This window comes from Pseudomonas sp. NyZ480, assembly GCF_029537255.1.
Taxonomy (GTDB): domain Bacteria; phylum Pseudomonadota; class Gammaproteobacteria; order Pseudomonadales; family Pseudomonadaceae; genus Aquipseudomonas; species Aquipseudomonas taiwanensis.
The window spans coordinates 2898928-2920131 of record NZ_CP120626.1 but is presented as its reverse complement, the minus strand read 5'-3'; the positions used below and the strand labels follow the sequence as shown (position 1 = coordinate 2920131).

The 21204-nt window shown below is 55.7% G+C and carries 25 protein-coding genes and 3 pseudogenes; 9 read left to right on the top strand and 19 right to left on the bottom strand.

Annotated features, from left to right (window positions below; genetic code table 11):
* Nucleotides 1-131: 131 nt before the first annotated feature.
* Nucleotides 132-368, bottom strand: a complete 237-nt coding sequence (locus tag P3R38_RS13315) for a hypothetical protein (protein ID WP_081669686.1) — start codon at nt 366-368, stop codon at nt 132-134.
* A gap of 479 nt (nt 369-847) precedes the next feature.
* Nucleotides 848-1117 (bottom strand): hypothetical protein, encoded by a 270-nt coding sequence (locus P3R38_RS13310; RefSeq protein ID WP_023380767.1) that lies wholly within the window; start codon nt 1115-1117, stop codon nt 848-850.
* Nucleotides 1118-2066: 949 nt separating this feature from the next.
* On the opposite strand from P3R38_RS13310, the gene P3R38_RS13305 reads away from it, so the two are divergent.
* The gene (locus P3R38_RS13305; protein WP_023380765.1) at nt 2067-2393 is read left to right on the top strand and encodes a hypothetical protein; all 327 of its coding nucleotides are present in this window, start codon (nt 2067-2069) and stop codon (nt 2391-2393) included.
* 3 nt (nt 2394-2396) lie between these two features.
* Here the strand turns inward: P3R38_RS13305 and P3R38_RS13300 are convergent, their stop codons facing one another.
* Nucleotides 2397-3059: an SOS response-associated peptidase family protein gene (locus tag P3R38_RS13300; protein ID WP_023380764.1), complete on the bottom strand. Its 663-nt coding sequence runs from the start codon at nt 3057-3059 to the stop codon at nt 2397-2399.
* A gap of 61 nt (nt 3060-3120) precedes the next feature.
* A complete protein-coding gene (locus P3R38_RS13295; RefSeq protein WP_023380763.1) occupies nt 3121-3336 on the bottom strand; it encodes a hypothetical protein in 216 nt (71 codons plus the stop codon).
* A 193-nt stretch (nt 3337-3529) separates the two neighbouring features.
* Here P3R38_RS13295 and P3R38_RS13290 point away from each other — a divergent pair, with 193 nt between their 5' ends.
* Nucleotides 3530-4030, top strand: a complete 501-nt coding sequence (locus P3R38_RS13290; RefSeq protein WP_023380762.1) for a methylated-DNA--[protein]-cysteine S-methyltransferase — start codon at nt 3530-3532, stop codon at nt 4028-4030.
* 4 nt (nt 4031-4034) lie between these two features.
* Here P3R38_RS13290 and P3R38_RS13285 read toward each other — a convergent pair whose 3' ends face one another.
* The 3 genes from P3R38_RS13285 to P3R38_RS13275 form a co-directional block, all read right to left on the bottom strand.
* Nucleotides 4035-4277, bottom strand: coding sequence for a hypothetical protein (locus P3R38_RS13285; RefSeq protein ID WP_104881710.1), 243 nt, complete (start codon nt 4275-4277; stop codon nt 4035-4037).
* Nucleotides 4274-5017 carry a carbon-nitrogen hydrolase family protein gene (locus P3R38_RS13280; RefSeq protein WP_277686233.1) on the bottom strand — a complete coding sequence of 248 codons (744 nt, stop codon included), beginning with the start codon at nt 5015-5017 and terminating at the stop codon, nt 4274-4276. Before P3R38_RS13280 ends, P3R38_RS13285 begins: the two co-directional genes overlap by 4 nt.
* 76 nt (nt 5018-5093) lie before the next feature.
* A complete protein-coding gene (locus P3R38_RS13275) occupies nt 5094-5609 on the bottom strand; it encodes a DUF3016 domain-containing protein (RefSeq protein ID WP_277686232.1) in 516 nt (171 codons plus the stop codon).
* 75 nt (nt 5610-5684) lie between these two features.
* Here P3R38_RS13275 and P3R38_RS13270 point away from each other — a divergent pair, with 75 nt between their 5' ends.
* Nucleotides 5685-6401 carry a metallophosphoesterase gene (locus P3R38_RS13270; RefSeq protein ID WP_277686231.1) on the top strand — a complete coding sequence of 239 codons (717 nt, stop codon included), beginning with the start codon at nt 5685-5687 and terminating at the stop codon, nt 6399-6401.
* Here the strand turns inward: P3R38_RS13270 and P3R38_RS13265 are convergent.
* Both P3R38_RS13265 and P3R38_RS13260 read right to left on the bottom strand, forming a co-directional pair.
* Nucleotides 6358-6972: a LysE family translocator gene (locus P3R38_RS13265; protein ID WP_186598533.1), complete on the bottom strand. Its 615-nt coding sequence runs from the start codon at nt 6970-6972 to the stop codon at nt 6358-6360. The two genes, P3R38_RS13270 and P3R38_RS13265, sit on opposite strands and share 44 nt — an antisense overlap.
* 64 nt (nt 6973-7036) lie before the next feature.
* A complete protein-coding gene (locus tag P3R38_RS13260) occupies nt 7037-7858 on the bottom strand; it encodes an AraC family transcriptional regulator (RefSeq protein WP_277686230.1) in 822 nt (273 codons plus the stop codon).
* 138 nt (nt 7859-7996) lie between these two features.
* On the opposite strand from P3R38_RS13260, the pseudogene P3R38_RS13255 reads away from it, so the two are divergent.
* From P3R38_RS13255 to P3R38_RS13245, 3 genes and pseudogenes are all read left to right on the top strand, one after another.
* Nucleotides 7997-8365, top strand: a pseudogene (locus tag P3R38_RS13255) (LysE family translocator); the annotation flags it as partial.
* Between the two features lie 73 nt (nt 8366-8438).
* The gene (locus P3R38_RS13250) at nt 8439-8735 is read left to right on the top strand and encodes a hypothetical protein (RefSeq protein ID WP_277686229.1); all 297 of its coding nucleotides are present in this window, start codon (nt 8439-8441) and stop codon (nt 8733-8735) included.
* A gap of 1 nt (nt 8736) precedes the next feature.
* Entirely contained in the window at nt 8737-9201 is a 465-nt protein-coding gene (locus P3R38_RS13245) for a hypothetical protein (RefSeq protein WP_277686228.1), read from the top strand.
* Nucleotides 9202-9246: 45 nt separating this feature from the next.
* Here P3R38_RS13245 and P3R38_RS13240 read toward each other — a convergent pair whose 3' ends face one another.
* Nucleotides 9247-9867, bottom strand: a complete 621-nt coding sequence (locus tag P3R38_RS13240; RefSeq protein ID WP_277686227.1) for a LysE family translocator — start codon at nt 9865-9867, stop codon at nt 9247-9249.
* Nucleotides 9868-10050: 183 nt separating this feature from the next.
* Here P3R38_RS13240 and P3R38_RS13235 point away from each other — a divergent pair, with 183 nt between their 5' ends.
* On the top strand, nt 10051-11658 hold the full coding sequence (locus tag P3R38_RS13235; RefSeq protein WP_277686226.1) for a recombinase family protein: 1608 nt from the start codon (nt 10051-10053) through the stop codon (nt 11656-11658).
* A gap of 3 nt (nt 11659-11661) precedes the next feature.
* Here P3R38_RS13235 and P3R38_RS13230 read toward each other — a convergent pair whose 3' ends face one another.
* Both P3R38_RS13230 and P3R38_RS13225 read right to left on the bottom strand, forming a co-directional pair.
* A complete protein-coding gene (locus P3R38_RS13230; RefSeq protein ID WP_277686225.1) occupies nt 11662-11934 on the bottom strand; it encodes a hypothetical protein in 273 nt (90 codons plus the stop codon).
* Nucleotides 11931-12101, bottom strand: a complete 171-nt coding sequence (locus P3R38_RS13225) for a hypothetical protein (RefSeq protein ID WP_277687236.1) — start codon at nt 12099-12101, stop codon at nt 11931-11933. Before P3R38_RS13225 ends, P3R38_RS13230 begins: the two co-directional genes overlap by 4 nt.
* On the opposite strand from P3R38_RS13225, the pseudogene P3R38_RS13220 reads away from it, so the two are divergent.
* A pseudogene (locus P3R38_RS13220) lies at nt 12085-12744 on the top strand (DUF4113 domain-containing protein); the annotation flags it as partial. The gene P3R38_RS13225 and the pseudogene P3R38_RS13220 sit on opposite strands and share 17 nt — an antisense overlap.
* A 9-nt stretch (nt 12745-12753) precedes the next feature.
* Here P3R38_RS13220 and P3R38_RS13215 read toward each other — a convergent pair.
* The 4 genes from P3R38_RS13215 to P3R38_RS13200 form a co-directional block, all read right to left on the bottom strand.
* Nucleotides 12754-13053, bottom strand: a complete 300-nt coding sequence (locus tag P3R38_RS13215) for a helix-turn-helix transcriptional regulator (RefSeq protein ID WP_277687214.1) — start codon at nt 13051-13053, stop codon at nt 12754-12756.
* 545 nt (nt 13054-13598) lie between these two features.
* A complete protein-coding gene (locus tag P3R38_RS13210; protein WP_277686224.1) occupies nt 13599-15431 on the bottom strand; it encodes a P-loop NTPase fold protein in 1833 nt (610 codons plus the stop codon).
* A 736-nt stretch (nt 15432-16167) separates the two neighbouring features.
* The gene (locus tag P3R38_RS13205; protein WP_277686223.1) at nt 16168-16800 is read right to left on the bottom strand and encodes a hypothetical protein; all 633 of its coding nucleotides are present in this window, start codon (nt 16798-16800) and stop codon (nt 16168-16170) included.
* A gap of 69 nt (nt 16801-16869) precedes the next feature.
* On the bottom strand, nt 16870-17970 hold the full coding sequence (locus P3R38_RS13200) for a DUF3800 domain-containing protein (RefSeq protein WP_277686222.1): 1101 nt from the start codon (nt 17968-17970) through the stop codon (nt 16870-16872).
* Between the two features lie 91 nt (nt 17971-18061).
* Here P3R38_RS13200 and P3R38_RS13195 point away from each other — a divergent pair.
* Nucleotides 18062-18340: pseudogene (locus P3R38_RS13195) on the top strand (LysE family transporter); the annotation flags it as partial.
* A gap of 50 nt (nt 18341-18390) precedes the next feature.
* Here the strand turns inward: P3R38_RS13195 and P3R38_RS13190 are convergent.
* The 3 genes from P3R38_RS13190 to eco are packed head-to-tail and all read right to left on the bottom strand — an operon-like array spanning nt 18391 to nt 21198.
* Nucleotides 18391-18666 carry a peptidylprolyl isomerase gene (locus P3R38_RS13190; RefSeq protein WP_023380749.1) on the bottom strand — a complete coding sequence of 92 codons (276 nt, stop codon included), beginning with the start codon at nt 18664-18666 and terminating at the stop codon, nt 18391-18393.
* A 35-nt stretch (nt 18667-18701) separates the two neighbouring features.
* On the bottom strand, nt 18702-20660 hold the full coding sequence (locus P3R38_RS13185) for an acetoacetate--CoA ligase (protein WP_277686221.1): 1959 nt from the start codon (nt 20658-20660) through the stop codon (nt 18702-18704).
* A 58-nt stretch (nt 20661-20718) separates the two neighbouring features.
* Nucleotides 20719-21198: a serine protease inhibitor ecotin gene (gene eco, locus P3R38_RS13180; RefSeq protein ID WP_023380746.1), complete on the bottom strand. Its 480-nt coding sequence runs from the start codon at nt 21196-21198 to the stop codon at nt 20719-20721.
* Nucleotides 21199-21204 lie beyond the last annotated feature (6 nt).

Genomic DNA, 21204 nt, shown 5'->3' with positions numbered 1-21204 from the left:
GGATGGTACAAAAAGTCGACCAAGGGTCGATGGTCTTGGAGGGCGTGTCAGGGCGCGGCGGCTGCATCGATGTGCCGCCAGTCCCTACCAACGTGCCCGGCAGGCGTCCCTCTGGGTTTGCCGGCCAAGCCTTAGCCTTCAGGCGGTGTTATCCCGCAGATGAATTCATCCGATCCAAGGCGATGCGAGCCGAACTCAACGACATAATCTGATCCGCGGCGCTGCGCTTCCGCCCAGGCGGTGTTCCGGTCGGCATAGACGTCGACAAAATGCCAGGGGTGCAGGGCGCGCAGGACGCCCCAGCCAAGCACCCATCCCTCTCTTTCTGGATCTGACGGAAGATTCCTGGCCAGGCTTCGAAGGGTCATGACGTGCTCCCGCTGCAAGCGCTGCGTGATTGGTTGATTGTCTCTATGTTGTGGCTATTTTGCATAATATTGCGGCGAATTGCGTATTTTTTGTAGGGTTTGGCGTATAGTGGATGCCGAGTACTGGATTACAGTGGCACAACAGTGAGGTTGTCATCATGTTCCCGCCCCAGCCCGCCCAAAACCGAGAAGCGCATTTACGGATCTCGGAGCAAGTCGAGCGATTTCTCTCCAATGGCGGTTCTATTCAGAACGTCGACCCAGGGGTTAGCGGTTTCAACCGCTTGCCGCTGAAAACGCAATGGAGCAAAAGCCACACGGCCAGACCTTGAGGTTGCGTGCTGATCCAAGAACCCATGCAGCTGTATCACCCAGGGCATGCATCAGCATGCTCTTAGGGTGAGTGTTCAGGTGAAGGAGGGATCCGCGCCGCAGGATCTCGCCCATTACTCCAGCCGGCGCAGACCGAAGCGTGGCGGCTATTGGGGTTTAGGCAGGTAGTAATGGGGATACAACGCCATGTCCCTTTCCAGTTTTTCGGCGTCTCCCACACGCTTTCGAACCTCTGCATAGAACTGTTGGCTCTGATTCTGAAATTTCGTGAAGTGTCGAGCACTGATCGCCAAGGCTAATTCGAGCTCCTTTCCCACCAGACCCGCGGCGGACTTTTGTGACAGGACATAGGCCTGCCAGCTGTTCTCCACCCGTTGCAGCCCGCGAGCGAACGCCTTTGTCTCGATTGTCGCCATTGGTACACCCTCTTTGAGCCAGATTCCGGCTCGTTGGTGTGAATCGCCAGAGCGACGATGGATAGCTGCGTGTCGAAACGCCCAGTGCCATCGAGGCGCCGGAGATTGCAGCTTAGCCTATTTATGGCATGGGCCCCTACGGTCGGGCTCAGCGGTCCTGATCGAAGTTTGACCGGGCCCTGGCAAGTCACACGTTGAAGTTCATGCGTACCGCTAGGGTGGAACAGGTTTTGCTGCACTCCCAGTAACACTGACAAAAATGGGGTGTGCAGCCATGTTCCAGAATGACCTCTACTTCTTGAGTTTCATCGTAACGGCGGTGTTGACCGTGGATGTCGTGGCGATATTCGTGTTCTTGCAGGCCAGCGCTTGATCCCCGTTACTGGGTATGGCGACCTCCCGAACCTGGGCCAACTGGAGAGTGACAACCGGGTGTGGGGGTAGGGCAGGCAGTTCACTGTCCAGCCCGCTGGGTGGTAGATGGAAGTGCAGCTGACGGCGGTGTAACTGGATGATCTTGTGGATGCGTTTCATGGCGGCTCACCTCGATGGACATCTGCTATGCCGAGCCAGAAGGCATGACCCTCAGTAAGCGCCCGTTTTGTCTCGCTGCGGTGCGGATCTGACCAGTGGATACCCGGCATGGCAGGTGCTGCTAGGGCCTACCGCAGGGCGGCGAATGGCATGAGGTCGCAGGGTGGCAGGGGAAAGCCCGCCGAGGCGGGCTTTCCGATGGGTGCTGATCCGTCAGCGAGGCCCATTGTAGACAGTCGCCGGCATTGGCCTATTGGTAATACGTCGCAGACCCGGTCAGCCTTCAGTGGCGTGTCGCGGCTTGCCCGGATGTGCGATGAAGTGCGTACAAGAGGGTTGGGGGCGACTTTGGTGGATTGGAGTTCCTTACAGTAGCTCAGTAAACTGCCATCACTTTGATTTGGTCACTTTGTCCATGCATACCTTTCGCATTTTGTTTCCGCTTGCGCTGGCCGCTTTCCTGACTGCCTGTGCATCGCCAGCGGCCCCCACTGGCAGTAAAACCACGAAAAAATCACCCGAGGATTACGCCGCGTGCGTGCTGCCTAAATGGAAAGCCATAGCCCCGCTCACGGTTCAGAAATCGATCAACAACGGCTACCGTCTGACGGTGCCCAGTGCCTTGGCATCCGATGAGGTGCTGGAAGTCGTCAAGCACCACGACGGCGGCCTCGCCACGTTCTACAAAGGTGGTTTCTTCGCGGGTGACAAGTTGCGCCAAGCGGCGCGCGACTGCCTGTAGTGATCATACGGCCTGGATCAACTCCGGCCCCTGGTTACGCGCATTGCCCACAGCCACGCTCACACGGTACCACTCGAAGGATTCGGCGGGTTCGCCCAGGTGCAACGCCATCTGCTCAGCCTGTGCCAGTGCTGTCGACGGGGCCAGCCAGGCCCTGGCAAGCGCGGGCGACAACACGACGGGGCGTCGGTCGTGTACGTCGACCATGCCGCCCTGGGCGTCAGCGGTGATGATCACGAAGCCGTCATTGTCGTGGCCGGTGAACTGTCCTATCGAGGCACAGAGGGCAGGGCGGCCGTCGCGACGCCTGATCAGGTAAGGCTGCTTTTTCGGGCCGCCTTCATCGACCCATTCGTACCAGTTGTCGACTGGGGTAATTGCCCGGTGGGGCCAGATCGCGCGAAAAAAGGCGCCATGGGCGACTTTCTCGACGCGCGCGTTGATCGGTGGTGCGCGGTCTTCGGCCCAGTGTGGCCGCCAGCCCCATCTCACTCGGTCGGCCCTGAGGCCGGCACCGTCTACGCGCAAGACCACCACCGGGGTCGACGGGGCCACGTTGTAGCCAGGCGTGACGGGCCCGTCGATGACGTTACGCCAGGCTCCGGGCATGCCAAGGGTGTCGACGAACTCGTGAATGCCACGGTATTGAGAGAGGCGCCCGCACATCAACCAACCCTCCTGCCGGAACTGTCTGTATAGCGTCGCCGCTCTCAAGGTGGCGATTGGCTCACGACTTGGGGGGCGCATCACCCGCGGCATTCATGCGAACGCATTGCGCCTCTGCGGCCGTCCTGTCCGGATAGCTAGGTTTGAGCCGCTCCTTGGCTTGGTTATCGTAGATGTCGAAGCCACCACCCGTGGTCGCCGCATAGTAGCGCGCACCGATACGAAATGACTCCTTTTCGATGGGTACCGCCGGAACGATAACGAATCTTGGTTGCATTTTTTGTGCCTCCCCAGGCAGAGATCTAAGTATTAGTCCTGCTGCGGATAAGCATCAAGGAAGCTCATGAATAAATGACAGTTCGCTTACCGTCGGTACACCCGCGGCTGGCGTTGCTTGAGCAAGAAAGCGGGTGCAGGGCGCCGCAGGCAGGGTTAGAGTGCGGCGAACGTCTTGCTGAGCAGAGTCTTCCATGTCCAGTTCATTCACCCTGATGGCATCCCCTGTCGGCACGCTGACCCTGGTGGCCCGCAACCAGCGTTTGGCAGCCGTCCTGTGGGAGCATGAACGTGAAAACCGCGTTTGCCTTGGCGAACTGCAGCGCGACGACGACCATCCGCTGTTGCGCGAAACCGCTCGTCAGCTGGGTGAATACTTTGCCGGTACCCGGCAGCGCTTCGAATTGGCGCTCGATTTTGTCGGCACCGAGTTTCAGCGCCAGGTGTGGGCGGCGCTGCTGACCATTCCTTTCGGTGAAACCCGCAGCTACAGCGAGATTGCCCGGCAGATCGGCAACCCCAGCGCAGTTCGGGCCGTCGGCGCGGCCAACGGGCGCAATCCGATTTCGATCATCGCGCCCTGCCACCGGGTGATCGGCGCTTCCGGCAACTTGACCGGCTTCGCGGGTGGTTTGCAGGCCAAGCAATACTTGCTGGCACTGGAAGGACGGCAGAGCCTGGCGCTGGAATGGTAGGCGTTCAGCTTGCCCAACTGACCACCAGGCAACACCCAAGTGCCAATACCGAGCCAGCCAACAACGTGTAGTGACGATGGGCGCGGCGCGCCTGGTGGCGTACTTCGCGCAGATATTGAGCGGGCGTTGGCGCATCCGGTCGATGGCTAAGCCCGTCGGCGATGTTTGCCAGTTGGCCTTGAATCGTCAAACCGACCAGGTAGTAGGTGGCCCCGTAACATGCCAAGGCAAGCAGCAGATACCTCATGCAGGCAGTTCCGGTAACACCAGGGCAGTGGCACTGCCTGTCGCCAGATCGAGCATCACCAGGCCTTGGGTCCGCTCATCCAATGCCGCCAGCAACTGCCCTCGAGGGTCCCAGGCCGCGGACCCGCCGGCCCCGATGAAGGTGTCTGCCGGCCCGATACAGTTGGCCATCAATACGGGTATGTTCAAACGCCGGGCCACCTCCGGGTAGTGCTCGTAACCTTCGCGGATACCCTTGACGGTTTTAGCGACGCTGACCAAATACAGACCAGCCCCTTGGGCGCGGACCTTCTCGGCATGTGCCATGAACATGGATTCGTAACAGATGGCTGGCGCGATGGTGTGTTTGTCCACCTCGAATACGAGGCTCTGCCCGGCAGGCGTGAAGAACGGCAGCTCATCGTCGTGCAAGCGCTGCTTGGCATAGCTCAGCCTGGGTTGGCCCGGGCGCAGGATGGGCATGCCGATCTGTATGCCATTGGGGGTCGGTAGTGGCAGGCCCACTGCAACCGTTATGTCATGGTGGTCGCAGAGTGCTTGCAGCGGGTCCAGTCGGGCAGATGAGAGGGGCAGGGCCAATTGGCGGGCCAGGGTCGGCTCGTAACCGGTCAGGGACAGTTCGGGAAACACCACCAGCCTGGCGCCCAGGGCGGCGGCCTGCTCGATGCAGTAGCAGTGGCGGTCGAGGTTGCTATCCAGGTCGCCCTTGTGCGACGCCAGTTGTATGGCACAGAGTTTCATGGCTAGCCCTTCCTTGGTACGGATCCAAACCCCGAGGATACTACCGGCACGCTACGCCTCGCCAGTGAAGAGACCATCATGACGCTGGCTGGGCGGCGAAACGCTGGCGGAACCAGTCGGCGAGCATGGCTTTTTCCGCATACAGGCGCTCGCTGCTACTGGCTACCCGTCCGGGGCGGCTGAGGTACATCTTGTCGCTGACCCGTTCCTGGGCATGCTGGTCGGGTTTGCCCGGCTGGCTGAAGGTGTAGCTCAGGTCGATGGTCGGCCAGGTGGTCTCGCGCATGAAGCGTACATCGTAGGCATTGACGTGCCAGGGTTCGAAGCCCCCAGCCAGGTCGATGTCATGGATATCGATGACCAGTTGCTGGCCGGGTTGCAGGTAGCGCTGGCCAAGCTTTTGCAGATGGTACGTGAGGGTCTTCAGGACGTAGTCGTCAGCGCCACGTGCGTAACCTGCGCGATCCAGCCTGGCATCGCGGAAGTGCTCAGGGTGATCGAAATGCACCTGAACCTGCAGGGTTTGTGTGCCTTGTGCCATGCTATTGAGTGAAAGCACCATGAGCACGGCACAGGCAAGGACGTTACGCACGAGGCACCTCCGGAGCGGACTGCGTGTCAAACCATTTTACGCCTGCCATGGGAGCTGCCGTAGAGGAATAGTGCAATGAGCCGGTTTCGGCGGGTAACCGCCAATGGCAAGGGGCGTGACTTGGCGGTGGGTGATATCCACGGGCATTTCAGCCGCCTTGAGCAGTTGTTGAATGCCGTGGGTTTCGACCCCGAGGTAGATCGCCTGTTCAGTGTCGGTGACCTGGTGGATCGGGGCCCGGAAAGCGAAGCGGTGCTGGATTGGCTTGCCCGGCCTTGGTTTCATGCTGTGCAGGGTAACCACGAGTCGCTGGCGGTGAACCACCTCAACGGCGGTCAGCTGGATCCGCAGATGTATCGCTCTGCCGGCGGAGGTTGGTTTCTGGATCTGCCCAGGACGGATCAGCAGCGTTTCGTCGATGCGTTCGAGCGTTTGCCAATCGCCATGGAAGTACAGACCTCCGAAGGCCTTGTCGGGTTGTTGCACGCTGACAGCCCGTTCGCCGACTGGAGCGTGCTGCGTGACCAACTCGAAGGCGTGCTCGAACCCAAAGTCTGCGAATTCTGCCAGTGGTCGCGCAGGCGCCTGCACGAGCGCGACAGCCGCGCGGTGGAAGGTCTGCGGGCACTGCTGGTGGGGCATACGCCGCTGGTCGAGGCCACGCTGCTGGGCAATGTCTGGCACTTGGATACCGGCGGCTGGAGCCTTGGTCATTTCAGCCTGATGGACCTGCGCACACTGACCTTGGTCAACCCGCTACCAGGTGACCGATTAGCGCCATGGCCAACATGATTAGCAATGCGCCACTGAGCCTTTCCAGCCACGGCAAGGCGTACGCGAAGCGTTTCAGCACCCTGCGATTGCCGATGGTCACAGCGACCAGCAGGTCCCAGACCAGCACGATGCTGAACATCCAGCCAGCGTAGACGGTCTTCCAGGCACCGCTGCTGCTGGCGACCATGCTGGCCAGGCTTGCATAGAACAAGGCGTTCTTGGGGTTGAGGATTCCGGATAAAAAGCCCATGCCCAAGCAGCGGCTCCAGCCACCGGCCGCTTGCACTTCGCCTGCCATTGCCAATTCGGTTTTCCCGGCGTGGCGAACGAACAACGTACCGATGTACAGCAGGTAACCCGCGCCAGCCACTTGCAAGGCGATGAACAAGGCGCTGCCGTCGCGCAGGATGGAAAGGCCGGCAAAGGCGCTGACGATGAAAAGACCATTGGCCAAGGCGATACCCAGGCATGCGCCGCTGGCAACTCGCCAGCCAGCGGATACCGAACTTCGGGCGACCAGGAAAAAGTCCGGGCCGGGCGAGAGCAGGGCAAGGAAGTGGGCGAAGGCGACAATCAGAAACTGCTCCATGAGGCAGGTCACTCGGGTTATCAAAACCCCAGTCTGGCGTCGGCCCGATGGCGCGTATTGAAGATTATTGCGTGGCCCGGTACTGCCCTGGTGTCACACCCACATGGGCCTTGAACACTCGCTGGAAATGGCTCTGGTCGGCGAAGCCCAAGCGATAGGCGATTTCGGCCAGGTCATGCCCTTGAAGGAGCCAACGCCGCCCCCGATTGACGCGAGCGTTCAGCAGGTAGGCATGGGGCGTCATCCCGGTGGCCGCGCGAAAGGCACGGATCAGCTGATAGCGGCCCAGGCCTGCCTGGCTGGCCATCGCAGCCAGGCTCAGTTCAGCCGGGTCGTCGGCTTCCATGCGTTCGATCAGTGTTCTCAGGGTGGGCGCATCCAGCGACGGCGCAGGTGCAGGATACAGTGGCGGATGCACGGAAAAGTCATGGTCGCCGAGGAAGGCTACCAGTGCAGCTTCCTTCTCCGACGCGGCTGCCGTGGAGAACAGCAGGGCGTTCAGATCGCAGAACTCACGGTACAGCGCAGGGGATCGACTGATGCGTGCGGGGGCCCCGGTCTCGGCTGCGGCAAGACCGGACTCCAGACGCAACTGCGCCAGCCAGTGCGCGTCCACGTGCAGCATCTGGTAGCTCCAGGCCTGACCGGTTTCGGGGTTGCAGGCATGCACACGCTGCGCCGGAACCAGCACCAGGGTGCCAGGGGTGAGGTGCGTTTGCCCGGCACCGGCGCCGGTGAAATAGCTGCTGCCGGCATCCACCGCACCTATGGAGAAGGTTGGGTGGCTATGGGCCTTGTAGCAGGCCCGGCTATCGCAGGCGCGGCGGCTTTCGACGAAGGGCAGCGCCGCATCGCGCCACAGCGCGGGGGACGAGGAAGAGGGCATGGCAGGCTCCTTGATCACTCAGGCAGCTTACCAGCGCCAAGGCCAAGGGGGCGACCGTACAGTTTTTTCCCATGGCTGTACCTTGACCCTGGTGCGGGCGAACGTCGAAATAAGCACTTGACGTCTGGGAGAACGCGAATGGACCTGTCGAGCCTGCTGTTATTCATACCCGCCTGCTTTGCCCTGAACATGGCACCGGGGCCAAACAACCTGCTTTCGCTGCACAATGCCAGCCGCTATGGCCTGCGTACGGCCTGTGTCGCAGGCGGCGGGCGAATCGTCGCCTTCAGTGGCATGATCGCGCTGGCGGCCATGGGCCTGGCCGTGGTGCTGCACACCAGCGAATACCTGTTCCTGACGATCAAGGTGGTGGGCGCAGCGTATCTGTTCTATATCGCCTGGCAGTTGTGGCGTGCTCCAGTGGGTGATGCCGTGCTGGCAGCCGACCATCCGCGCGGCACCTGGCGACTGGCTCGTCAGGAGTTCTGGGTGGCAGCGGGCAATCCTAATGATTAGCAATATATATTCTTCTTTGCGTCCAAACGTTCTATAATGATGGACTCACAGAGGAGTGTTATAAGTGGCAAAAGTAGATTTTAATAGCGCCGTTTCCGTCGCTCGTGAAAATGTGAAAACTCTTGTCCCAAGCGCGGAAAATCTCACGCTGGAAGAGGCTTTGATTTCACAGGATGGAAAAATGTACGAAGTAACTTTCAGTTATGACCTTGATCGGGACAATCCGCTAAGATTTGGGATCGCTCCAGACAACATTTCTCGATTGGCGAGCCTGATGGGTCGTAGAAGAGAGTACAAGGTTTTTCTTGTGGACGCTCATACGGGCGAATTCAGAGGGTTCCGAAAATATAAGGAGCAGTAGTTTGAGCAGTAAAGGGCTAATAATTGATACTAATCTATTGCTTCTTTTGGTTATTGGCTCTGTAGAAGAAGGGCGTCATATAGTAAACTCTAAAAGGTTGAATGAGTATACAAGTAATGATGTTGTGGTGATTGCTGAGTACATGCGGCAGTTTGGTTCTGTATACATAACGCCATACATTGCTGCGGAGGTGTCAAATCTAATTGATTTGAAAGGCTACGCGAGAGATATTGCCTTTAATATTTCTCGGCTGCTTTTTGCAGAGTTCAAGCAGGTAGATACCAATATCAAAGATGATTCAGAGAGTGATGCCTACTTGGTTTATGGGCTGACTGATAACTCGTTGATAAGGCTCGTCTCAGAGTATACGGTGCTCACAAATGACAATCGGTTGCTAGGGCCGCTGTATGCCGTTAATGAAGAGAACGTAGTGCCGTACTCGATTGTGAAAAATATGATTGGATGAACTGTATTCATTAATCTAATAATTGCTCACGGTTTTAGAATTATGTCAGGTGCGGCGGGCGTTCAGCAGAAGCGTGGCGGCACCCGAGAGCAAGACGGCGCAGGTCCGATTGAACAGTCGCTTGCCCTTTGGCTGATTGAACCAGCGGCGGAGATGCAGTCCGATCAGTGCATAACCAGCCAGAGCAATTACCTCCAGCAAAAGGAATAACGCTCCCAGTACCGTAAACTGGGATGCGACATCCTGGGTTGGATCTATAAACTGGGGCAAAAAAGCAGTAAATATTAGAATCGCTTTCGGATTTCCAGCCGCAATAAAAAATTCCTGTTTGATAAGTTCTATTTGGCTCTTTGATGCTGTTGCTATGGATTCTTCATTAGTAGTGCTGGCTGTCCACAGTTTGTATGCAATGAACAGTAAGTACGCTCCGCCTAAAATCTTTATTGCATGAAAGACTAGGGCCGAGGTTTCGAGTATGGCTGCAAGGCCAACTGCTGACAGTGCGATCATTGCGGCAAACGCAATTAGTCGGCCGACACCGGCAAAGCAGGATGCTGCGAAGCCATAACGTGTAGCATTGCTGATAGAAAGCAGATTGCTTGGGCCGGGTGCCATGTTGAGGGCAAAACAAGCCGGTATAAACAGCAGAAGTGTCGAGGTATTCATCAGTTCGTCTTCATCATCTCATGACCGATTGCCCATCATTCCTCAAGGCGCTTAGGGTTGCAATGCAGTACGTAAAATTGATGGTGCCTAGAATGGGTAGTGCTGAGACTACCGTCTGATTGCTGATATATACTATGACTCGTCATAGCGTTTGCCGGGGTGAAAATGTCAGCGTCAGTCGGGATGGTCTACAGCTATCTGCGCTTCTCAGATCCACGTCAGGCGGCTGGCCATAGCGCTGACAGGCAGGCGCAATATGCAAAGTCCTGGGCTGCGGAGCGTGGGCTTTCGCTAGACGACTCCCTTTCTCTACGTGATGAAGGCCTTTCGGCCTTTCATCAGCGGCACGTAAAGCAGGGGGCTTTAGGGGTCTTTCTACGGGCTGTGGATGATGGCCGGATTCCTGCCGGGTCGGTCCTGGTTGTTGAAGGTCTGGATCGTCTGAGCAGAGCCGAACCCATCCAGGCGCAAGCCCAGCTGGCTCAGATCATCAATGCCGGGATCACGGTTGTTACAGCCAGTGATGGTCGTGAGTACAACCGGGAAAAGCTCAAAGCGCAGCCAATGGATCTGGTCTACAGCCTCCTGGTGATGATTCGAGCGCATGAAGAAAGCGACACCAAAAGCAAACGGGTCAAGGCATCAATCAAGCGTCAGTGCGAAGGCTGGGTTAACGGGACATACCGTGGTCTGATACGCAACGGCGCTGATCCTGGTTGGCTGCGTCTTGTTGATGGTCAATGGGAGCTAATACCTGAACGTGTGCAAGTGGTGCAGTTCGCACTGGATAAGTATCGTGAGGGATATGGTGCTGATCGGACCTATAGTTTGATGCAGGCGAATGGGTTTGATACGTCTCATATTGGAAGCTCTCCCCAGCAGATCTACCGTTTAATTAAGCTAGTGAGCCTCAAAGGTGCTAAGCAGATATCTGTTGATGGTAGCGAATATTTACTTGAAGGCTATTATCCGCGCTTAATCAGTGATCAGCAGTTTGATGAGTTGCAGTTATTGCGGGGCGACCGAAGCCGAAGGCGTGGAAAAGGCGCTATCCCTGGGGTGGTCACTGGAATCGGTATCACCTATTGCGGGTACTGTGGTACCGCGATGACGGCACAGAATGTAATGCAAAAGGTGCGATTGGATGGAACATTGTCGGACGGCCATCGGCGCATCATGTGCGTATCCTACATGGACAAAGGAGGGTGTTCCGTTGGGGGGAGTTGCAGTGTTGCGCCAGTGGAGCGCGCCGTCATGTCATTTTGCTCGGACCAGATGAATCTGTTCCGCCTGCAGGAGCCAGCGGGACCTCGAGGCGATCTTCACCTGAGCCTGACCGAGTCGCGGAAAAAGGTCGCGGATCTTGAGCAACAGCTCGTTCGGATCACAGAAGCCTTGGCATTAGGTGAGGGTGATGGTGTCCTCCCTATCACGTTCCTGAGAAAGGCCCGTGATCTGGAACAGCAGCTCGATGCCGCACGAACAGAAGAGCGCCGCATTGAGCGAGAGCTCGCCGGCGTGTCGGCGAGGCAGAAACCGGCCGATGCGAAACTCTGGGCGGACCTGGCATCGGGGGTGGAGGCCCAGCAGGTCGAGCCTCGAGATAAGGTGCGACAGCTCATGCTCGATACATTCGAGCGGATCGTCATTTACATGCGTGGGGTTGTACCGCAGGGGCGAAGCGCGAAGTACATCGACGTGCTTTTAATCTCAAGGGCGGGGCAACGGCGTTGGTTGCGGGTAGAGAGAAAGACGGGTAATTGGGCGGCCGCTGTCGACCGCCCGTTGTAACGGTTAGGCAGTTTTTTTGCTGTCGAGGTGGTGACCTGGTGGGCTGGTGTGCACCACCAGGTGCCCTTGTCCCTCCCAGAAGTTCTCTTGCACTTCTACGCATACCCGCCAAGCCGCCCAGGCAACATCTTCACCGGCCGCAAGGATGTTGCCCTGGTCATCAATGATCGCCATACGAGCCTTTGCTCCTGATTCGCTATGAGCAGTGAAACCGGTGCTCACTGTTGCGGAGAGCTTTGCTCCTGCAAGTACTGGGTTGGGTACTGCGGTTTTCATTGTATGTCCCCCAGCAAGCTTTTGAGTGTCTGTTGGAGTTGTTTGATCTTCACGATCTGTTCCGCATTCCCTTCGCGTTCGGTTTCAACCGTGAGCGCAACTTCCTCGATGCGATTGGCCAGTGCTTTCATGCGCTGGCTGAAGTCTGCAGCAATGGATCTGGCCAAGGCGGACCCCTGGACGTTGCGCCAGAAGTTCAGCGTGGTCGTGGAGAAGACAGCCAGGGAGCTCGCGGGAACGCCTTGTCTCGAGCTAGAGGAGGCTGCTCCGCCCAAACAGGAGATCTGCTGCAGCCGGATGTTTGGTAAGCGGCTGACCGAGTTGCCGCCGATCAAACAGGCGGTGGCCACCTACACCGGGCGAGCGGCGGAGAAGCTCCGGGCGCAGGGCTCGGTGTGCAAGCGCATGCGGGTGAGCATCCGTACTGGCATGTTCAACCCGGACGAAGCCAAGTACGCCAAGGGCGCCCTGGTGGAGTTGCCTTACCCCACCAACGATACGCTGCTGCTCACCAGGGCGGCCACCGAGGCTGTGGAGCAGGTCTACCGGCCGGGGTTCCGTTACAGCAAGGCCGAGGTGTTACTGATGGATCTGCGGCAACCGGGGGAGTTCACCGATGATCTATTCGCTATGACACAGCCGGTGGCCTGTGACCGGCTGATGTCGGTGCTGGACGAGATCAATGGGAAGTACGGGCGCGGCACAATGCGCACCGCCAGCGTCCCCCGCACCCCCGACTGGGGTATGCGCCGCGAGATGATGAGCCGCTCATACACGACACGGATCGATCAGCTATGGCGGGTGCGCTGAGCGCGGCCGTCACTCGAGCAGGTGATAGTCGTCCCGTGTCCTAGGGTCGGGTGTAGCCCCTCGGCAATTGCCGGCGCGCAGGGGAGGATGGCCGGGGAAGAACACCAGGCCCTCCGCTTCCATGGCGAATGCGAGCGCTTGCATCGTGACGCGACGCAGCTCGGCCCCGTTCTCGATGCTCCGTATGGATCGAGGGGACACGCCGGATCGGAATGCCAAGGCTTCTACGCTCCAGCCAAGCATGGTGCGTGCTTCAGCGCAGTGCCCAGGCAGGAAGCCGAGCGGCAATTGTTCCATCAGCCACTCCATGGCCTCGAGCTGTTCGTCATCCAAGACTGATCGAATGGGTTGCGGGTCGATTACGTCTGCAGACATGGGTTGGATTACCGTACGTGTATACTCATACAGTATAAGAGTTGAATGTCAGCATGCAAAATCGCTATGTCGGCAGGCTCCGGTAGTAACAAGCAGCATGAACTCAGCTGGAGCGACGAGTGAAAAAGATACTGGAAGGTGTAGTCGCGGCCGGCGAGCAGTTGATACGAGAAGCCATAGAGGCCACGCGCGCGTATCACCAGCCTGAGGCCGGCCAGCAGTTGAGATTGAGCGGCTGCGTCTGATCGCGGATTCGTTGTACCAAGCGGCACTAACGATACCGTGGGGCAAAAATGGGGCAAACCGAGCGCCCCTCTATGCCCTTTGGGTGTCCGGCGAGCAGATACAAAAAAGCGCCCAAGCCGCTTGTACATGGGGCTTAGGCGCTTTTTTCTGGTTAATACTCCAGCACAATTGTAACGAGTAGGTTGCTGGTATCTAATTTTTGACAGAGCATGAAGATTATTAATTCCACGTAATCAAGCTGGCTGTCGGGTAAGAAGGTTGATTGCTGTGGTAACTTGGCGGTTAACGACGTATTTCAGGCAATGTCCTGATAGAGTGCCCGAGCGAAGTTCGATTTCTCTATCTATTAGAGACTTAACGTCAAGTGCCCATTTTAGTTCTCCGGTAAGAACGTTGAATGAGCCGGAAATGTAACGCTCTTCAAAAAAATAGCATGCCTCATGAAATTCGTTTGATTTAAGTTCTAATAGTTTTTGAACGAAGTCAGAAGCTGGGATGTGCTCGAGCACAGGGATATCACAATAAGGTCCGGGGCTATATAGCTGTGCGGAAAACTCTTTCGGTGAGCTCGTCATGGCTGTCAAAAGCTCCTTACCTAATAGAGGTAGGGTTGCATTGAATGCTTGTTCTTGCTCTTCGCGAATGTATGCGCAAAACTCTTTAAATGTGTCCATGTCATGACTTAGGAATTGCAAGCCCATGGCTGACTCGTCATCTCTGTATCGGTATTCAGGTTTCCGATTGAATTCTCCTTTGTTGCGCAGATAACTAATGCATTTTTTTCCAGCTGAGATTATTGGCTCGGAATTGAGGGTGGTTAATTCCTCTTGGCTGAAATAAAGCATCATGCTGATTACATGTTTTATTTCGGGGAGTGGAGTTATTTCTAAATTTTCCAGTTGTCGCCATACCTGGATCGCTAACTCATTAAATTCGCTATCAGTATGGTCGCGATAATGCCATAGTCTTACCCATGTGGGAGTCTCTTTCGAAATTAGATACTTTGAGTTTTTTAGTTGTGCGGTTATTTTGTCCTGATTAATGATTCCTTTGTCTAGCAGGTTTACCCATTCTTCCGCCTCGATGAGCGTATTATACAGGTCGAGCGATTTGTATTTTTCTTTTAACTGTGCAACGACTGGCTTCTGCTCTTCGCCATCTTTGTTTAGATGCTGCCTTACTTGATATGATATCAAAGTGCTGTGCGCGTTGTTTATGTCGCTGGCGGTCATTTGACCATGCCGAATCTCAAATGTGAAAATCAGAAATAGATGAAGAAAGTGCTCCATTAAGGCATGGCATTCAGTGACCTGTTCGGGCAGCTTCCGCTCAATTCGAGCAAAATCTAAAAGCGCTTGGCGTAAATGACGAAGATTATTGTAGTTGGATTGAGTGTGCGTATTCTTAATTAGGTTGCGATGGGCTTCATAAAATCGTTGTATTTGAGAGTCTTCAATGAAGCTATCAAGGGCTTCATCGACTTGAGGTGTTACTTCAAATATTTTTCCAATTAGTTTTTCTTTTATTGACTTATATTTCTTGTCGTTGTCGAGCTCTTCCTCGTTGGCGACTAAAATTACTTTATAGTCTTGATGTTCAACGAAGTGATTGATGTACCCAAGGAGGTCTGGCAGGTTTATGGAGCAGCGCTCGATGTCGTCGAATATGAGCACTAGACCAGCAGTGTCTTTCAGATACTTTGGAAGATTTAGATTGGGGATAGCTATGCTTACTGACTCGTCAGAATTTCCATCCGCATTTAGGTCAACTTTTAAAGTGGCTTTAAGTGTTCCTGTTAGAATTTTCCCTGCTATTTCCATTCCTTTGCTAGAAAGAATTGGGTGTAGCTTTCTATAGAATTCATCTTCGATGGCGGAAAACGAATTAAGCCCATATAAGCTGACGTATAGTTCGCGCCCATTTTTAGCGCGAATGGATTTAATTAAATCATGTATGAGCCAGCTTTTTCCGCTCCCCCAAGCTCCCTTAAGGAGCATTGCATATTGTGGTGGTGTGGAGGAGAAGCAATATTCTAAAGCAAAATCTTTAATGTGGCTGTTAGGCATGGTTGTATAACCTAGTTTGGATTTTTGCATGGTAGACGTAGCTGCACCTGTTGAGTAAGCTGATAAAACACTATTTTGGTGCGCGTCTATGTCGGAATAATACGCTATCTTTACGCCATCATAACAAGTTCCGCTCGAAAGCCGTGAGAAGGAAGGGGAGAGGGGCAAGACAGTAAGAGGCCGTTTCCTAGAGGATTGGGAGGACTCATTGGCAAACCAAAAGCGCGCTACTGAGGCCTTTGAGCTTATACGACGAGTCAAAACGGAGGAACAGGTGAACCGTGCGTAGCCGACGCGGTTTAGCCAAGTGCAAACTACTACACCCTGGAGCAGAGACTGGACATGTTGAAGAGGTCAAGCGGCTTCGTCTGTTGGCAGGCTCGCTATACCAAGCTATGCAAGGTTCTCAACGGGGTTGCATGGCGGCGAAAGCTAGATGGGCTAAAAATATATATTGGCATTCACTGGGAAAATCGAGCACCATTCTATGCCCATCTATGCCCATCTATGCCCATCTATGCCCATCTATGCCCATCTATGCCCTTTGGGCGTAAGGCGAGCAGATACAAAAAAGCGCCCAAGCCCTTTGTGTATGGGGCTTGGGCGCTTTTTCTGGTTAATACCCCAGCACAATTGGTATGTGAGCTAGAAAGGCGAGCTCGGCCTCGGGGCACGAAATACACGCGCAACGTTAGGTTGTCATGGGCAGTATTTGTGAATAGGGCGCTCATATAGTCTAAATGGAGTCCCATTTAGTTACGCGCTGTCGGATTAACTCCATTGCGTTTTCAACTGCTTGAGTAACTTCTTTTTGGTTTTTCTCAGCACTTTCCCAGTAACTCAAAAAATCATCCCCTTTAAAAGGGTCCTTGATGAGATACTCAGTAGACTCTAGATGGGCTGCTTTTATAATCGCGCTAATGGAGTTGAAAATGTCACTAGGAAAGAAAGGGCGTTTGGTTTCGCACTCTCTATACAATTGCCTACCTGCGTCATATAGGCGGGACAACCGTGTTTGCTTGATTTCACGTTCGGTAAGTGCTGGATCTTTGAAATCGACTGCTGGCCTCAAATTGTTACAGGCATCTCTAAGCTCTACTAGAAGCTCGGTGAGGCGGCCAAGGATTTCGAATTCCTTCTCGTAGCGGAATCCGTGACGAGTGACAAGAGCGGAAAGATCAGCCTTGGCATTTTCTAACTGCGAAGCGTATTCGTGCTTAACACTCTCAATTTTATTGGTGATATCGGAGATATCTTCTTTGGTTGCTAAATTTTCACCCTTTTTTTTTAAATACCCTGGAAAGAAGTGTTTATAAAATAAAGTTACGATAATCCCAATTGCTAACCAGGATATTTTCTGAAAATCCATGTCTGCTACCAATTTGGTAAAGCTCCTAATTTAAATATGGGGTCCTGCTTAAGACTTCCAGCTTAAGAATTATGAGAAGCGTACGCAATCACCTGAAAATTCGAGTAATTCGGAAGAGGTGCCTACGCCGAATGCCTCTAGGAATGTTTTGGCAAATATGTCTTTTGGGCCTTCCTTGCCTTCTTCCTTGTTCATTATTCTAGATATGGAACTGACAAAAAGGTCTGCTACTTGCATTAGTGGTGATATTGATGAGTCTTCGGACTCAACAAGGTCAATATAAACATTGTCGTTGAAAAGGCTTTTGGCAGCACTTTTTAGTTGGAGCTCTATCTCAAACATTGAAATTTTATCTTTTGACGCTTCTTCTGAGTCTTTTCTGAATTGCAGGTTTCGAGGTAAAACAGCTCGGCCTGACTTGTTTTCATCGATAATACCTTGAATGGTCATGTGGTAAAACATTTTGACTAAGGTGTCATCGACACTCTTGAGGCCTTTTCGCTCAACTGCCAGGCCTTTGAATGAGACCGCTTCAGAGTTTTTTACAATGGCCCCGAGGAGCTCTAAGTAATTATCTAGATTGTTGTTGTTGATCTCCTTAAAGTGCATTTCTCCTTTGAAGCCTAGGTCTTGTTTTTTCTGTTTGATGGCGCGTGTGATTTTCATCGTGTCGTAACTACGCAAAACCCAAAGGCTTCCAACAAGTAAATATTTACTCGTTTTTCCGCTTTCGTCAGCGTAAATGCAATAAACGGGATGCGCAGGTCTGGCGTCAAGGATTTTTTGCTTCTCCTCTTCTTCCAGTTTGCCTCTGGTGCGCCGAACTTCCGGAGATGCTATGAACAGCCCGTGTGTATTCTGGATGAACGCGCGGGAGCGGGCGATTGAGTGGAGACGCTCAAGTTTCGGGTAGTTTTCAATTAAAATATTTCCACCGCTGTATAAGTCAGCCTGGAAGGTTTTCCAATATTGCAACTGGCAATAGATATCAGAATCGCGTGCTTTGGGGTAGTGGTTTAAAATCCAAGCTACTCGATCAATGACACGTGTTGGGCTGTTGCCCGCTATTGCAGCGATGATTCGATTCTTCTCCGCCTCATTTTTAGCTTTGATTGCTATGTCCTTTAGGTCCTGCTCCTCATCGGGGTCTAACCCTACCTGCTGGTTCATCGGTCCGCTTCCTTGGTTGATGGCTCAATGCAATCAAAACGAAGTTAAGAGGGCTCGTCAATAGTGCGCGGACACTTGAAAGTATTATTTATATTGGCAATCGTTAGGCAACCCCAAGGCCATCTTGATCTTCACCGCTTTCCTGCCACAGTTCGTGTCCGTGGGCAGCGCCACGCCTGTGAGTGAGCAGTTCCTGTGGTTGGGCGTGCTGTTCCTGCTGCTGGAATGGGCCGCCATCGCCCTCTACGCCGGGCTTGGTGCATACCTGCAACGCTGGTTCAGCCAGCCTGCGCCGCGTCGGTTGTTCAACCGGGTCAGCGCCTCCTTGCTTGGCTGCGCTGGCCTCGGACTGCTGGCGGCACGTCGCTAGGATTGGCTCAAGCCCAGGTTGACGCCGTGGCTTGCGCGGTGACTGCTCGATCAGTCGCGGTAGAAGGTCTGCACCAGGTGATAGCCGAACTTGCTCTTGATCGGCCCATGCACCACACGTAACGCCTTCTTGAAGATCACCTGGTCGATTGCCCCTACCAGTTGCCCGGGGCGTACTTCGCCAAGATCGCCACCGCGCTTGCCCGATGGGCAAGTGGAAAACTTCTTGGCTAATACGTCAAAAGCCTCGCCGTTGGCGATGCGCTGCTTGAGCTTCTCGGCTTCCTCAGCGGTCTTGACCAGGATATGGCGGGCTTGGGCTTTCATGGGACACCTGTGCTTCGGGGCAAAAAAGGGCGACATTATGCCTGATCGCGCAACTCCGTGCGGTCGCGAAACTGGTCCAGTGCCTCTGGGTTGGCCAAGGCATCGGTGTTCTTCACCGGCCGCCCATGCACCACGTTGCGAATCGCCAATTCCACCAGCTTGCCGCTGATGGTGCGGGGAATGTCGGTGACCTGCGCGATGACCGCCGGTACATGACGCGGTGTGGTGTACTGGCGGATCACCTGGCGGATACGCTGGCGCAGATCGTCATCCAGGAGCAGACCGTCGCGCAGGCGCACGAACAGCACCACACGCACATCGCCGTGCCACTCCTGGCCAATGGCAACGCTTTCCAGCACTTGTTCGACCTTTTCCACCTGGCGGTAGATCTCCGCCGTGCCGATACGCACCCCTCCAGGGTTGAGCACCGCATCGGAACGACCGTGGATCACCAAGCCCCCGCTGGTCAGTTGCTCGGCATAATCGCCCTGCGCCCAGACACCCGGAAACTGGCTGAAGTAGGCATCGTGATAGCGGCTGCCATCGGGGTCGTTCCAAAAACCCAGCGGCATGCAGGGGAAGTGATGGATGCACACCAGCTCGCCCTTCTCGCCTGTTACCGGTCTGCCGTGTTCGTCCCACACCTCGACCGCCATACCCAGGCCCTTGCACTGGATTTCGCCGCGGCGTACCGGCAAGGTCGGATTGCCGAGCACGAAGCACGAGACGATGTCGGTGCCACCCGACATCGACGCCAGGCACAGGTCCGCCTTGATCTTGCCGTAGACGTAGTCATAGCTGTGCGGCGACAACGGTGAGCCGGTGGACATGATCAGTCGCAGCTTGTCGAGTCGATGGCTGTTGCACGGCTCGATGCCTTCCTGCTCCAGCGCGGCCAGGTACTTGGCACTGGTGCCGAAGGCACGGATGCCCTCGGCGTCGATGAGGTCGAGCAGTCGTTCGGGGCCGGGGTGGAAGGGAGAGCCGTCATACAACACCAAGGTGGCCCCGACCGCCAGGCCGCTGGCCAGCCAGTTCCACATCATCCAGCCGCAGGTGGTGTAGTAGAACAGTACATCGTCGGCCTTCAGGTCATTGTGCAGGCCATGCTCCTTGAGGTGCTGCAGCAGCACGCCACCGGCGCCATGAACGATGCACTTGGGTACTCCAGTGGTTCCGCTGGAGTAGAGGATGTACAGCGGGTGATCGAACGGCAGCGGGACGAAGTTGGGTGAACCGCCGGCCCGGTAGAAATCGTCCCACAGGCTTGCCTGCGGTGCACTGAACGCATCGGCGTGGGTCTGGGTGCGGGTGTAGGGCACTATCAGCAACTGTTCGAGGCCTGGCAACTGGGCGCAGACCTGGTTGATCTTGTCCACCTGGTCGAGGGTCTTGCCAGCGTAGTGATAACCAGCACAGGCGATCAGCAGCTTCGGCTCGATCTGCCCGAAGCGGTCGATAATGCCGTGCAAGCCAAACTCCGGCGAACAACTGGACCACACCGCCCCGAGGCTGGTGCAGGCAAGCATCGCTACCAGGGTTTCCCAGGTGTTGGGCATGATCGCTGCTACCCGATCGCCGACGCCTATGCCGGCGGCGATGAAGGCCCTTTGCAGGCCGGCGACATGGCTTGCCAGTTGAGCATGGGTCAGCACCACGCGCAGGCCATCCTCGCGCATACTGATCAGCGCCGGACGATCATCGCGCCGGTGCAGCAAGTGCTCGGCGAAATTCAGGGTCCCGCCGGCAAACCACCGGGCGTCCGGCATCAGTGGCCCTTCGCTGAGCACCTGGCTGGCAGGGGTATGCCAACGCACATGGAAGTACTCGGCCAGCGTCTGCCAGAAGGCGGCGCGGTGCTCGATACTCCAGCGATGCAGCGCCGGGTAGTCGTTGAGTTCAAGGTTGTAGCGCAGGTTGACTCGGCGACGGAACGCATCCATCCGGCTGGCCTCGATCTGCGCCGTGGAGGGGCGCCAGAGCACATCGTTCATGCCGAACCTCCGCAGGATCTGGGGCGTGGGGCCGCGAAGCAGCCCCACAGAGGGTCTCTTATTCCACTTTAGCCTTTTGTACGTCCTGCGATGCCGACCAGACGCGATAGCGCACTTCGACGCCTTCGGGTACATACACCACCACCGGCAGCTTGCTGTTGTAGCGGACCATGAAGCCTTCACCGACCACTGGCACGAAGGCCTCGGTCTTCTTGCCGTCCGGGCAGGCCATCAGGGTGCTGACCGGGCCGCCGACTTTCTCCAGACGGTAGTAGCTATAACCCCAGCCTTGCAGTGTTTTTTCTTCCAGGCTGCCGGCCAGGCGCTGGCGGTTGCAGTCCACCTGCAAGGTCTTGCCTGCCAGGATTTCCAGAGTGTGGGCCGATTCATCGGCCTGGGCCGGCAGGTGGATCACCTGCCGGGTGAAGCCTTTTTCAGCCTTGGGGTAGGGTGCGACATCTTCAAGTTTGGCGGCCATCGCCGGGGCGGCCATGGCCAGGGTCAGGGAACACATCGCGAACAGACGGGTAGGGCGCATAGGGCC